The sequence below is a fragment of the Tolypothrix sp. FACHB-123 genome, assembly GCF_014697075.1.
In the GTDB taxonomy this organism is placed as follows: Bacteria; Cyanobacteriota; Cyanobacteriia; order Cyanobacteriales; family Nostocaceae; genus Aulosira.
Genome location: NZ_JACJRE010000004.1, coordinates 54,284 through 67,761 on the forward strand (window position 1 = coordinate 54,284; position 13,478 = coordinate 67,761).

At 40.3% G+C, this 13,478-nt stretch carries 9 protein-coding genes; 3 read left to right on the plus strand and 6 right to left on the minus strand.

Features of this window, described 5'->3' with window-relative positions; translation table 11 throughout:
* Positions 1 to 227 precede the first annotated feature (227 nt).
* On the minus strand, positions 228 to 1,559 hold the full coding sequence (locus tag H6G41_RS04055) for a P-loop NTPase fold protein (RefSeq protein WP_190743843.1): 1,332 nt from the start codon (positions 1,557 to 1,559) through the stop codon (positions 228 to 230).
* Positions 1,560 to 2,615: 1,056 nt separating this feature from the next.
* Between H6G41_RS04055 and H6G41_RS04060 the strand changes: the two genes are divergently transcribed.
* Together H6G41_RS04060 and ftsZ are read left to right on the plus strand one after the other, a co-directional pair.
* Positions 2,616 to 3,461, plus strand: a complete 846-nt coding sequence (locus tag H6G41_RS04060; RefSeq protein WP_190743845.1) for an FtsQ-type POTRA domain-containing protein — start codon at positions 2,616 to 2,618, stop codon at positions 3,459 to 3,461.
* 1,351 nt (positions 3,462 to 4,812) lie between these two features.
* Entirely contained in the window at positions 4,813 to 6,105 is a 1,293-nt protein-coding gene (ftsZ, locus tag H6G41_RS04065) for a cell division protein FtsZ (RefSeq protein ID WP_190743847.1), read from the plus strand.
* A 497-nt stretch (positions 6,106 to 6,602) separates the two neighbouring features.
* Here the strand turns inward: ftsZ and gshB are convergent, their stop codons facing one another.
* From gshB to hflX, 4 genes are all read right to left on the minus strand, one after another.
* Positions 6,603 to 7,592 (minus strand): glutathione synthase, encoded by a 990-nt coding sequence (gene gshB / locus H6G41_RS04070; protein ID WP_190743849.1) that lies wholly within the window; start codon positions 7,590 to 7,592, stop codon positions 6,603 to 6,605.
* Between the two features lie 120 nt (positions 7,593 to 7,712).
* Positions 7,713 to 7,985 carry a glutaredoxin 3 gene (gene grxC, locus H6G41_RS04075; protein ID WP_190743851.1) on the minus strand — a complete coding sequence of 91 codons (273 nt, stop codon included), beginning with the start codon at positions 7,983 to 7,985 and terminating at the stop codon, positions 7,713 to 7,715.
* Between the two features lie 455 nt (positions 7,986 to 8,440).
* A complete protein-coding gene (locus tag H6G41_RS04080) occupies positions 8,441 to 9,271 on the minus strand; it encodes an exosortase-dependent surface protein XDP2 (protein WP_190743853.1) in 831 nt (276 codons plus the stop codon).
* 786 nt (positions 9,272 to 10,057) lie between these two features.
* Positions 10,058 to 11,785: a GTPase HflX gene (hflX, locus tag H6G41_RS04085; RefSeq protein WP_190744095.1), complete on the minus strand. Its 1,728-nt coding sequence runs from the start codon at positions 11,783 to 11,785 to the stop codon at positions 10,058 to 10,060.
* Positions 11,786 to 11,976: 191 nt separating this feature from the next.
* Between hflX and H6G41_RS04090 the strand changes: the two genes are divergently transcribed.
* Positions 11,977 to 12,168, plus strand: coding sequence for a DDE transposase family protein (locus tag H6G41_RS04090; protein ID WP_190743855.1), 192 nt, complete (start codon positions 11,977 to 11,979; stop codon positions 12,166 to 12,168).
* A gap of 19 nt (positions 12,169 to 12,187) precedes the next feature.
* Here the strand turns inward: H6G41_RS04090 and ctpC are convergent, their stop codons facing one another.
* Positions 12,188 to 13,471 carry a carboxyl-terminal processing protease CtpC gene (gene ctpC, locus H6G41_RS04095; protein WP_190743857.1) on the minus strand — a complete coding sequence of 428 codons (1,284 nt, stop codon included), beginning with the start codon at positions 13,469 to 13,471 and terminating at the stop codon, positions 12,188 to 12,190.
* Positions 13,472 to 13,478 lie beyond the last annotated feature (7 nt).

The window sequence follows — 13,478 nt, forward strand, 5'->3', positions numbered from 1 at the left end:
AGGTTTTGCATTTTGGGAACAATTACAACGAGTAGCTGGTACAGTGTGGCGTAAATCAGGCCACAAGTAGTGACGAAGGAGCATTGGGACACCGCTACACTTTTGTTATGCGCCCTGCCAACTTATCAATGTCTGTTGGACGGTTGCAGGTAAAATAACAAGTGGGTATGGTTTCTTTTTGTAGCAAATTTTTTCACAATAGTTTTTGAATTACTGATTTGAATTGCTTATTTATTTTGCTGCCAAGTCAGGACTTTTTCTGTTTCTGCTAATGCTGGACTAATACCAAACCAACGCCCTTGAGGATCTCGGTATTCAAACAGATACATACTGCGTAGTAAGCTTTGGTAGTCGGATTCGCCTTTGACACTTTGCTGCTGTACTACTTCAAATAGTAATTTCCACTGATATTCATCAATAGCTAAGAGTAGGTCGTCCCGGTAGTCTTTAATGACTGCTTCTAAGCATTCTCTAGAGAAAGGTGGATCTTGTCTTTGTAAGCAACTGTAAAGCAGACCTAATAAGTTACGAATGTGACCACCACTAACACGGCATATCCGACATAGGGTGTCTTGGCGATCGAATAAATCTGTAATTAATGAAGGTCTCTCATTCCAAGGAATTTCTGGAAAGGCTCTAGCTAAGACAAGTTGGCGCAAAAGTGACATTCCTGGTTCTGAGTCTTCACCATTTCTTTGGCGCACCAATACCATTGGTAAAACTTTGGGTGCAATTCCTCCTCCTAGGCGATTTTTCAAAGTCTCGTATTCATTGGAAAAAATTAAGGCTAGGGGAATTGTGTAGACTAAATGGCATTTGAGTCGGCGTAGCTGCTCTCCTCGGTCGATAAATAGATATTCTGGTTGTGTACGTCCAGATGCTACAGGTCGCATATCTACCCGATCTAGATTATCAACAATAACTACTAAGCCTTTTTGACCGCGTTGCTTGAGCTGTTCAACAGCTTTTTCTAAAATTTCCTCATTAATGGCTTGCAAAATGCTGTTAGTACGTGGCTCTAAATATTGTCTTAATTGATTGCGCATCTGGGCGCTATCTTTGGTTTTGGCAGTAATTTTCGCAATGCCTAAAGATAATTCTGCTTGTGCTGATAATTCTATGGGGGTCTGTAAAAAATCCCCGATTTCTTTGAATAGGTTGATAAAGTAACCTGGTTTGAGCTTGATGCCAATTTTTTCTAAACTGACACTGACTTGACGGGCTACGCTCAGCAAAATATCACTGATATCGATATCCGCCATATCCAGATCTTGACTGGATTCAAAGTAAACTACATGAAATCCTGCTACTTCCAACTCTGCTTTAAGACGCTGTAATTCTGTAGATTTCCCACAACCAATATGACCTGTAAATAACTGACAAGTTGGCTCATCGGGAGAAATCCGAGTAATAGTACGTTGTAATTCTTCAACTATCTTGCAACCACGTACATCAGAAAAATCTATATAGTACTGTTTATCCAGTACCTCGCTCATATTTAGGGTGTAGCTAGGGTTACATGCTTTATAAAACCGTGACAAATTTAGTGTCGTTCTCATATAGATGCAGATGTAGATTTAACTCTGGTTTTATTTGTATCTTTTACTATGGAAAAATCTCTATCCAATATAGAGGTACGCAAGTGATGGATTGACAATTTTTGTCTTGTGGAAGACAGATCTCGAAGCGCGTTCTCCAAAGGAGTTGTCATTGGCGTTCGCGTCAGCGTCTCCGTTCGCGTAGCGTCCCGAAGGGAAGGAGAAGAGAAGACATCCCTGTCAGCAACTGTCAGTAGGGTGTGATAAAGCCAGTTCTTCCTTATACGTTAAGTGTATCTGTCCTTTTTACAGCTGCTACTGAGCTTTTGACAATCTCTGGCCTTTACTTGATTAGGCATCCAGCCTGATAGCGGAGTTTATATGTAAAAAAAGTTACTATTTGCTTACAGATGATATAGTTAGCATTTTGTGTATTTCTTGTCAAGACAAAATAAAAGAATATTTATATTTAAATTAATAATTTGTAATTATCTGCAAAAAAAACTCAGATGTCTATATGTTTTAAAAAGCACTTATATGTTATTCATCTAAGGCAAGGAGAAACCTACTCCTTTAAGAAGCGGCAAGGTTGTTCCTACATTGCAGTCAGTTGTCTCCCTTCGGCTTCTGATACCTTCGCTACACATTCAGCGTCTCTGCAAACAGAAGGCTTGACACTTAGGGGAAGTTGTCAGTTGTCAGTAGCAAAAACAAATGAGTTCAGAACTCAACAACCAGCAATCATTATCCTCGTGTTTTTAGAGTATTAATACTTATAAGCAAGAAAACCATTATACATATAAATTAAATGTTCTCAGTCGTTTACTGTAGCTTTTTTGGCAGATAATGGCTATCACCCTACAGTCAAAAGGTTACATGGGGTTTAAAATTGGCAGCGCTAACTTTTCGATTCAGAGTTCCTCGTGCCACAATCCTATTGTGGTTGCTGTAAAGTGTTACTCAAAAGTGAAAAAAGTCTTGAGAAGAAAGGCTACAAGATGCCAACAGAGTTTACTAAAATTAATTCACCCTTCCTGGGGTATCAATAATTTTGAATGAACCCACACAGAGGTTTTCATGGCTGGCTTAGTATCAGTTTCTCGTATGGATTTAGCCCAACGTCGTCAAAAACTTCGGCGACATCAGCAGATGAAAATTATTCAGGCTATTTGGCGAACCTTTGCTATTAGTAGTCTGGCAGGATGTTTGCTTTGGATAGCAATCCAACCAATGTGGGTGCTCAACTCTCCAAGTCAAGTTGCGGTGAAATCAGGTAATCAATCACTGTCAGAAGAGACGATGCATTCATTGCTAGGACTATCCTATCCTCAGTCTCTATGGCGAATTCAACCCGCAGCGATCGCAGACTCTTTAAAACGACAACCTACTATTGCCCAAGCAATTGTGACGCGTCGTCTGTTTCCTCCAGGATTAATTATTGAAATCCAGGAAAGAGTACCTGTAGCAATTGTACAAACTGAGCACAGCATAAATACTGCTAATACCAATAGACTAGCATCTGTGGGTTTAATAGATGCTAATGGAGTTTTGATGCCTTTAGAAAAATACAGATCGCTGAATTCTACTGGCAAATTACCTAGTCTCAAAGTGATTGGCAAGCCAGAACAATATCTACCTTACTGGACTCAACTGTATCTGTCTGTAAGTCAAAGTTCTGTAAAAGTTATGGAAATCGATTGCCAAGATCCCACAAATTTAATTTTGAAAACAGAACTAGGTAATGTACATCTTGGCCCACCTAGTCCCCATTTAACTGAACAAATTAAGACACTAGCTCAAATGCGCCATTTACCTAGTAAGTTGAATTCTAGCCAAATAGAATACATTAACATCCAAAATCCCGATAATCCTTTAGTACAATTGAACCATAAAAAGTTAAAAGTCAATTTCCGCACTCCTTAACAATATCTTCCAGACTGAATACACATCAGGTTCTGAAGTAATGAAAAATTTTATGGTGATTGATATATTTATTATTTTTTTAGATTCCCATACCGCACACAGCAATTGGGGTTAACGGCTCAATAACATGAGAGGGAAATTCACAAAACCTGCTTTAGTAAGTAAAAGCAACGCTGTTTTTAGCCTAACATTTAGTCATAAGGTAGAAAATTTTCGCAAGACTGATGGTGGATTCTGGCATGGATATGCTTTTTGCCTACGCAATTTTTCCAGATATCCAGGTTCTCCAACAGCACAATTTGTGAGTTTCTCATTAATATCTAACTTATAAAAACAGGATACGGGTGTAGATACTCAAATAATGGCTTACCGCAGAATCAACGCTGAGTAATGCTATAAATCATGGGTACAAACATATTTCCCAAGAGGGGTTGCAACTTCCTTGGTGTATCGAGAAACTGTGCTTTGGGTGTCGTCAGCTTTGTTTGGTGAAAACTTGGCGTAAATTTTCTCATTACCCTCAACTATCTGAAGTTTGACATATGTTTTGCGATATTTGTGCCAGCAACACCAGTAACGATTTCTATAAGGTAGAATATTTCTCCAACCAATGTCAGTTAACAAGCTAAACAGCTAATCAATTGGAGTTTGCTATCAATTGACAAGTAATCTAAACACAGGTTAAGTAGAGGGCAAATTTTGTGTAATCAGGTGCAATCATCGCCAATGGTGAAACCTATTAAAAATATTCTCAAATCAGACAAAATACCTGATGATGTGTCTTTACAAGTTGTGCTGTCTGAGTGTAATTTTGGGTGTAGAGCCACTTGTATTGTAAGTTCATGTATATTTAGATACTTACATATTTGTGAGTCAGTCAAATTTAATATTGGTAAGAATTTATTTAACCAGTATTTTTCTTTGAAAGGAGATTATAAAATATACAAAATTAACATTGTTAGGGTGGCGATCGCCAGAAAAAAAATCAATACTGTAAGTTGTAAAATTAGTGACCGATATAAATTATTAGTAATCACGGGGGAAAACCATTGGAAACAGCAAATTCAAACCAAGCTCAATTACCAACCTAACAGTGAAAATATTAATCATTGCCTGAAGTTATACAGATCATTTTTAAGTAAATATAGGTATACTTCTCTAGAACTAGTTGTGCGATCGGCTGCGTTCTTGGCTGATGCCGTAGCGAAATTTCGCACTGACAATCCTGTTAGGGTTGGAAGTAGTGAGAACAATAAAGAACACTGTCATGATTTATGGCAGTGTCAAACTATAGTTGACTCTTAGGTGAGTAACACCTGAAAAAGTCGTTTATCTACCTTTCACAAATCCAATGACACTTGATAATAACCAAGGGCTTACCTATAAAAATTCCCAATCAGTGGGACAGTCAGGGTTCTCACTGGCTGTTAACTCAACCAATCCTTTTAATCATTCAGGGCTAAACTTTGGACAGAATCATGACGGTAAAAAGATGACCGCTGAAAATAACCGCATTGGTGAAATTGTTCCAGGTAGAGTTGCCAACATCAAAGTGATTGGTGTGGGTGGCGGTGGTGGTAATGCTGTTAACCGTATGATTGAGTCTGATGTCAGTGGCGTGGAGTTTTGGTCAATTAATACAGATGCCCAAGCTCTTACCTTAGCTGGTGCTCCCAGCCGGTTGCAAATTGGGCAGAAACTGACTCGCGGTTTAGGTGCAGGCGGGAATCCTGCTATTGGTCAAAAAGCAGCAGAGGAGTCAAGGGACGAAATTGCTACAGCTCTAGAAGGAGCTGACTTAGTATTTATCACGGCTGGTATGGGAGGTGGTACGGGAACTGGTGCAGCGCCGATAGTTGCAGAAGTAGCTAAAGAAATGGGTGCGCTGACTGTTGGCGTAGTGACACGTCCCTTTGTCTTTGAAGGAAGACGCCGTACTAGTCAAGCAGAGCAAGGAATTGAAGGTCTCAAAAGTAGAGTGGATACCCTGATTATTATCCCTAACAATAAACTCTTAGAAGTGATCCCCGAACAAACACCCGTACAAGAAGCTTTCCGCTATGCAGATGATGTCCTGCGTCAAGGGGTACAAGGCATTTCCGATATCATTACGATCCCTGGCTTAGTCAACGTTGACTTTGCTGATGTCAGAGCAGTGATGGCAGATGCAGGCTCGGCATTGATGGGAATTGGAGTTAGTTCTGGGAAATCACGAGCTAGAGAAGCAGCGATCGCGGCTATTTCTTCGCCATTATTAGAATGTTCTATTGAAGGAGCTAGAGGAGTTGTTTTCAACATTACTGGTGGTAGTGACCTCACCTTGCATGAAGTCAATGCTGCGGCGGAAACAATTTATGAAGTAGTTGATCCCAACGCCAATATTATTTTTGGTGCAGTGATTGATGATAGGCTCCAAGGTGAAGTCCGGATTACTGTAATTGCAACCGGTTTTACAGGTGAACCACAAGCAGCACCACAACAAACAGTTGCCAATACAAGAGTCACAACACCTCCAGCTAGAAGACCTGTTTCACAACAGCCACCATCTGCTAGTCCGCCTGCGCCAATCCCAGAACCCAAAGAAAAACCTGTCTTAGATATTCCCGATTTTCTGCAACGGCGACGCAACCAACCAAAAAATTAAGCGATCGCTTAATTGTAAATTTGAGATGGAATTGGAATTCTCAGGTCGAACTCAAGACTGTATATAAAGGGTTAGGTGTCAAGTTTATTCCAGCCAAGGATAAGCTATTTCGCTTCTGGCACTAAAATTGCTCATTAGTGACGAAATTACTCAACCCTAAGCACAAACCTCATGAACATGGGCAGGAGTCTACTGGCTCAGGTGTCCTGAATCCTGTTTGGGATAAAACAGCGAAGATGTAAATTATCAACTAAGGTCTCTGCTGATTTTGATCCCATAAGTATTTGTCTGAAATTCGGGAAGACTAGCCCAACTTCAAATGCTCTCACTTGTATAAATTCTCGCTGTGAATCAGTAAATTACATAGGTATAGGCTTCCCGTAGAGTAGAAGGCAAAGAAACTAAAAACTAAAGAAACTAAATTATTTTTATTAATATTCAGTTTTCAGTTTTCATTAGTGATTTCTCTACGTCTTCATATCTCCCCACTCACTTTTTCATACTTGTGATGTCTGAAGTTGTAGAGTTTGTTCAACCCATTGAACTACTTGATGACCAAGGTTAGTACCATCTAGTCTGTCGATTTCGCGAACTCCAGTGGGACTAGTGACGTTAACTTCAGTTAGATAACCGCCAATAACATCAATACCTACAAAAATTAAGCCGTCTTGGCGTAACTTTTCTGCTACTTGTCTACAAATTTCTTGCTCTCTGGGGGTAATTTCAGTTTGAGCAACTGTACCCCCAGCAGCCATGTTATTGCGAAAGTCGCTACCACTAGACAAGCGATTGAGGGCTCCTATTGGTTCACCATTCAACAGAATTATTCTCTTATCTCCCTCTTTTGCTTGTGGTAAGTAGGTTTGCACCATAACTGGTACTCGACCTTGAAAAGTACTTAGTTCCACAATAGAGTTAAAATTGCGATCGCTTGGTTGTAAAAATAAAATCCCTTCCCCAGCTTTGTTACCTAGTGGTTTGAGCACAGCCGCGCCTTTTGTTTCCACAAATTCACGGATAACCTGCTTATCAGCACTGACAATAGTTTCGGGAATTACATCGGTAAACTGGAGGGCATACATTTTTTCGTTCGCACCTCGGATACCTTTGGGACTGTTAATAACTAAGGTTTTGTTTTGGTCGATGTAATCCAAAATGTAAGTTGCATAGAGGTAAGCATCATTTACTGGTGGATCTGTCCGCATAAAAACAGCATCCATTGTTTCCAAGCAAGTCAACAAGCTTTCTGCATTGCTCAACTTGTACCAAGGATTTGCTGCAAAATAGCGTCCTTCCACCAGTTGAACTGGAGTAATTTCTACGCGCTGTAAAATAGCCCAGGCTTTTCCCTCTACTACACTCAACAGATTAGCCTGCGTTATCCACACTTCATGTCCGAGTATTTGCGCTGCTTCCATTAAGGCAACACTAGTATCGTGACATGGATCGAGCTGATGGATGGGATCGATGATAAAAGCTAGTTTCACGCTTTTTGCCTCAAGCACCAGGAAATTTAAAGTTATTCAATTTACATTATCCCTTGATGTTCAGACTGATTTCCACTTACTGACGTGGTAAATAAAGCGTAATTTTCATAAATCATGGATCTATACGCTATTGGCAGAGGTAAGCAACTCATCAAGCTTGCCTTGACGTTCTAAAGCATGAATGTCATCACAACCACCAACATGATAGTCGTTAATGAAAATTTGAGGCAAAGAGCGTCTTCCATTTGCTCTTTCAGCCATTTTATCCCTTGCTTCCTCATCACCATCGATGCTGTATTCAGTAAATTCAACACCCTTTTTATTTAGCAAATTTTTAGCGCGGATACAAAATGGGCAAGTCCTCCAGGTATAAATTTCTACTTTTGCCGCCATAACTTCCTCGATTAGTTTTAATATTCTTAATTTTAGACCTTTGCTACTATATACTGCCCTTGAGTTACGTTAAAAGTCACAATAATTTTATTCCTACACAAATAAAGGTTAGTCAATAGTCGATAGATTGTTAGCTATAGACTCTTGACTAATTGCATCTTTGCACCAGGTTTATTAATAAATTGATGTTATTCCAGTTTAAATAGTTGTAGCCTCAGCAACTATACGGTGATTACTCAGCGATATTAATTCTATTTCAGTATTAACCGCTATCATCAATCTAGTTATCTAGTCGTAAAAGTTACGACAAAAGTTATGTTCCACTAAATGGTTAGTGATAAAATTGAAAATTTTAATTACCATTTGATTGTTAAAGCCCAGCAAAAAATAGATAGGCTGGGCTTTGTCCAGCCTGTAATTTTGAAAGCGTCTTTTTCTTACTCACAGAGTATAATTTAAACTTTTGCTAGGCGCTTCTTGTTCAAGACTTTGAGCGCACTCATTGCTACTACCGCCAGGGCAGCAGTTGTACTAGGTTCAGGTACACTTCTAGCGATGACTTTGAAATCAGGGCCGTTGTAAGTTGTTTTAGCACTTACTTGAATGCCTTTAATGCCTTTGATAGCTTGTTCATCGTTTAATCCTAGTTGCTTGAGGCTTACCCCCCAAGAACCAACATTTTGAGCCTCAGTAATTTCCATTGTGTCAATCTTGTAACCTGCATTTTGCTGATTCTGCTTCTGCTTCAGGTTCAGAAGATTCCCAAGTAAATTGCCATTTTCATCAATTGCTTGAATATCCAAATCACTGTTCATACCCCGTTCCCAAAAGAATAGGTTATCTAAACCAGAAGCATCTTGCCTAATAGTAGTGTCAAACCAAAGGTTCATTGTAAAAGCCCCTTTGTCTTCAGTATCAATAATGTTGTTGAGATTATTGTTACCTAAGTAAGCAGCAATTTGATCTGCCTTTGGATCTTCGGAGACTTGTATATTCTTGGGTGTAGAAGCATTATCACCTCTATCTGTACTGGCTGCACCACTATTACCACCGCTGTATGTAGTATTTTTCAGATCAGTAACCCTATTAACAAAGGTAAAATTAGAAAATGTCTGGTCTTTTCCTTGCTTATCTTTTTGAGTAATAGATTGTAACAAAATATTTGCTTTAGGGTCGTTAGATTGACTAACATTTGTTTTAAAATCTGCTGCCTGAGCAGATGGAACAAGCACTAAACTAGTGCCAAAAGATATCAGAATTAAAGTAGAGATGCGTTTAATATTCATAGGATTTGTTGTGCTTTTAAAGCCTTTAAATTTCAGGTTTTGTTTTCCAGAGCGTAAAATCTAATCATTTTACCTAAATTATCCAAAAAATTAGCAAATTATTACTATTTATTGCCGAGTTTTTGAATTTTTCGGGTTTTTACCAAATATCTGCGGCTAATGAGTGTTGAAAAATTACAATTAGGTGAGCGATAAATATAAATTGCCACACCTAATTCTCAATAGTCTATAGGTTTTGAAATTTTTATTAAAAATTTAATTTAGACATTTCTAACTATCGGTTTTTAGGGATAGTTTTCGATTTAAGTATGATTAACTAGTATTTTTTTATTTAAATAAATTAAGTAAATAAACAGATATCTTTTCCAGAAGGTTGCTACAATGGCAATATTTCGATATTTAAATCATTAGATTTAGTTACAGTCAGAATTCCTAAAAAGAAACTACTGGTAAAACTAAATTTCAGAAATTCGGAAAATACATAAAAGCAAGTTATTGAGTCGAAAATGATATAACTTACTTTTTACTATTTCCTGAAGTAATACGGTTTAGTTAGCGTCAAAAACCTTAGACCGTGTAGGTGAACGAAACTCAACATTTTTGACGCTGTGTTGGGTTAAACGACGTGAAACCCAACCTTGTATATGAAAAATAGTAGTAGACCCTACCTTGAGAAAAATTTAGCAGAAAACACCGGATACAGTGGGTGAAGTAATAAAAAATGCCGCAGTCAAATATAACTACGGCATTTTCACTAAAAAACAATATTTACTAGATTTTTAGTATTTAGCGAGAGTCAACGGCGTATTGAATCAGCTGGGTTAAACGATGCCGTAGGGTTTCCAATCCTAAGCGCTGGCTAGCAGAAATAAATACTGCTAGAGGAAACTCTTCTCGCGCTAAGGCTAGGGTTTCACTACTGACTCGATCGATTTTGTTAAAAGCCACTAATGCTGGGCCTGGAGTCACTGGCATTTGAGCTAGGATTTCTCTAACTGAGCGAATATGACTCAACCATGCTGGATGGGACAAATCGACTAGATGTAGTAAAGCATCAGCTTCTGTGACTTCTTCTAAAGTAGCGCGGAAAGCATCCATTAATGGGGCTGGCAATTCGTGTATAAATCCCACTGTATCGGTGACTAGAATCTCTTGAGTTTCACCTGTCTCAGCATGGGGAATTACTAGACGGCGCGTGGTCGGGTCAAGAGTCGCAAATAGCTGGTCTGCTGTGTACACTTCAGCATTAGTCAGGGCATTAAGCAAGGTGGATTTGCCAGCGTTGGTATAACCAACTAAAGCCACTGAGGGAACTTCTCGGTGCTGTCGGCGTTGGCGTAAACGGGAACGATGGGCTTGCAACTGGTTGACTTCTTGTTGCAATCGCGAAATCCGGCGCTGAATCGCACGGCGTTCAGTTTCCAGTTTGGTTTCACCAGGTCCTCGAGTACCAATACCACCACCTAAGCGAGACATGGCTTGCCCTCTACCAGTTAGGCGAGGCAGCATATACTCTAACTGTGCCAGTTCTACTTGTAATTTCCCAGCACGGGACTGAGCGCGTTGGGCAAATATATCCAAGATGACTTCGGTGCGATCGACTACCCGAACGCCAATTTGGGCTTCTAGGTTGCGGACTTGGGCGGGTGAGAGGTCACGGTCAAAGACGACGAGAGTGGCCCCTAAAGTTTGGGCAGTTAGGGCGACTTCTTGGACTTTACCTTCTCCGACTACTGTTTGGGGATGAATTCGCGATCGCTTTTGTTGCACTGTTTGTAAAACATCGCCTCCAGCTGTATCTACTAAGCGTGCCAATTCCGCTAGGGTATCGTGGAATTCTAGGTGACTCTTTTCATCTGTCATCACACCCACAATTAGCACGCGATCGTGGTCGATATCTACTTGCTGGGCAACAAATTCTCGCTGAAATTCAGCTTCTAGATTTTCTACTAAATCAAGAAAATCTTGCTGCGTCAGTTCATCCAAACTCAGAGGCGATGATAAACTCCATCTGGGAGATGGGACACCACTAGACCCAACTGCAAGCAAAGCCTGAGATTCTTGGGGTGTCAGGTGAGCTAAATAAGCTTCTTTGACGTATCCAGTAGCGCCTCCGCCTCTGCGGGTAAATCCCGTTCCCGTAATATTTAGTACTACTAGGGCATCTAACCTTTGCATAGCCATAGCAGTCAGCGCCGCTTCATTGGGCGGTTCTGGCTTCAAATGAGTGGCTATACAGCGAATACCGCTAAGTCGTTCTGCACCATAACGGGGCAATTCTAGCGGCGGGATTTGCGTTTGACGTGGCGTGCCTACCCCTACGCGAATCACTTGTCCGCGACGGTTGAGGTAGGCACAAATAGGCTGATTGATTTCTGTACTGATTGCTGCCAGTCGCTGGGAAAACTCGGACGTACTGATGCGATCGCCCGGTATGCGCTGGTGATACAGCCGCTGTAGTTGTTTCAGCTGGCTGGACTTTAAACCTTGGAGATTTCCGTAGATAGTCTCTATAGGCGTTTCTTACCAGTTAAATGGTACCCCGAATCCTTCTATTGTTTATTTTACAACATCCCAAAAACTGTAAACTCTATCTTCTGGCGTTTGCATTGTGCTTTAATGGCATCTAGTTTGGGTCTTAGGACTGGGGATGTGAGGCAGACAAGAGGTTAAAAAAGACAAATGCCGTATTAGAAATTATGTTTATGACTGAGTTAACTGAAGAAATCTGGTATATTGTCAAGCGTCCTGCTGGTTATTGCGAGATAGTCACCAATTTAGATGGTGGGGAAGATAAACCAGAAATTATTGAACAGTGGGGCCCCTTTACTTCTCAAGGAGAAGCGATCGCTCGTCGGGTAGGATTAATTAGGGCTGGCAAATGCCAACCCCAATAAAGTACAAAATTTACAATTTTTAATTTTTTCCAGTTGTAGTCGTACTCTGAGCGGTAATTTGCTTGCCTAATACTTCCACTGCTTTAGCAAATTGAGGATCTTCTTGTGTTGCCAGTTTATCTCGCTCGTTGAGCCATAACTCTTGTCTTTGAGCATCGCTCAACTCGACCTTAACATCAGGATCGATTCCATGCTTATTAATATCTTTACCGCTGGGAGTATGATATTTAGCAATTGTTACTGCTAATCCGGAGCCATCTTCGAGTGGACGGACTGATTGTACTAAGCCTTTACCAAAAGTTTGCGTTCCTACTAAAGTAGCGCGTTTGTTATCTTGCAAAGCACCAGAGAGAATTTCACTCGCACTAGCTGAACCTTTATCAACTAAAATTACCAACGGCTTATTTGTCAAAGCACGTCCGTTAGCAACTTCCCGTTCTTGTTCGCCTTGGCGGTCAATAGTGGAGACGATTGTACCTTTATCTAACCACATGCGGGCAATTTCTACACTGGAGAAGAGTAAGCCACCTGGATTACCACGTAGATCCAAGATGTAACCAACAACTTGTTTGGATTCTAAATTTTTGATGGCACTTTGCATTTCCTTGCCAGCATTAGCGCTGAATTGATTCAGCCGAATGTAACCAACATTGCCTGCTGGGGTTTGTTTTTCGGAGAATTTAACTGGATGGATTTCAATCCGTGCTCGTTGGATTTCAAACTCTTTGGTTTGTCCGCTGCGCCGAATCGTCAGTTTTACCTTGGTTCCGGCTTCACCGCGAATTAAGGATACAGCTTGGTTAGTATCCATTCCCTTAGTACTTTTGCCGTCAATTTGGAGAATTTCATCTTTGGCTAAAATCCCAGCTTTAAATGCTGGAGTATCCTCAATTGGGGCAATCACAACCAGCTGTTTGGTTTTTTCATCTTGACTAATTGTGATACCGATACCTGTGAGTTCTCCAGAGGTATCAACTTGCATATTTTTAAATTCTTCCGGGTCCATAAACCGGGTGTAGGGATCGTCTAGCTTCTTCAGCATTTCCCGGATGGACTTATATGCTTCCTTCTTACTACTGTAATTTTTATTTAAATACTCTTTGCGTACAGCTTGCCAATCTACTTGATTAAAAGTAGCGTCTACGTATTGGCGCTGAACTACTTGCCAAACCTCATCTATCAATTCCTTGGGACTGTTATTTAAAGCCTGACCTCGTGAGTGAATGCCAAGGCTTGTAATAGCAATAGTTGAGAGCGTCACTGCCGTAGCACCCAAAACCAGCCTACTTTTTGTAATCACCATAATGACA

What these genes read in the sequence shown, in the direction of transcription:
- H6G41_RS04055 (WP_190743843.1), bottom strand. Translation starts at nt 1,559, where the DNA reads ATGAGAACGACACTAAATTTGTCACGGTTTTATAAAGCATGTAACCCT.
- H6G41_RS04090 (WP_190743855.1), top strand. Translation starts at nt 11,977, where the DNA reads ATGACTGAGTTAACTGAAGAAATCTGGTATATTGTCAAGCGTCCTGCT.
- ctpC (WP_190743857.1), bottom strand. Translation starts at nt 13,471, where the DNA reads ATGGTGATTACAAAAAGTAGGCTGGTTTTGGGTGCTACGGCAGTGACG.
- H6G41_RS04060 (WP_190743845.1), top strand. Translation starts at nt 2,616, where the DNA reads ATGGCTGGCTTAGTATCAGTTTCTCGTATGGATTTAGCCCAACGTCGT.
- grxC (WP_190743851.1), bottom strand. Translation starts at nt 7,985, where the DNA reads ATGGCGGCAAAAGTAGAAATTTATACCTGGAGGACTTGCCCATTTTGT.
- ftsZ (WP_190743847.1), top strand. Translation starts at nt 4,813, where the DNA reads ATGACACTTGATAATAACCAAGGGCTTACCTATAAAAATTCCCAATCA.
- H6G41_RS04080 (WP_190743853.1), bottom strand. Translation starts at nt 9,271, where the DNA reads ATGAATATTAAACGCATCTCTACTTTAATTCTGATATCTTTTGGCACT.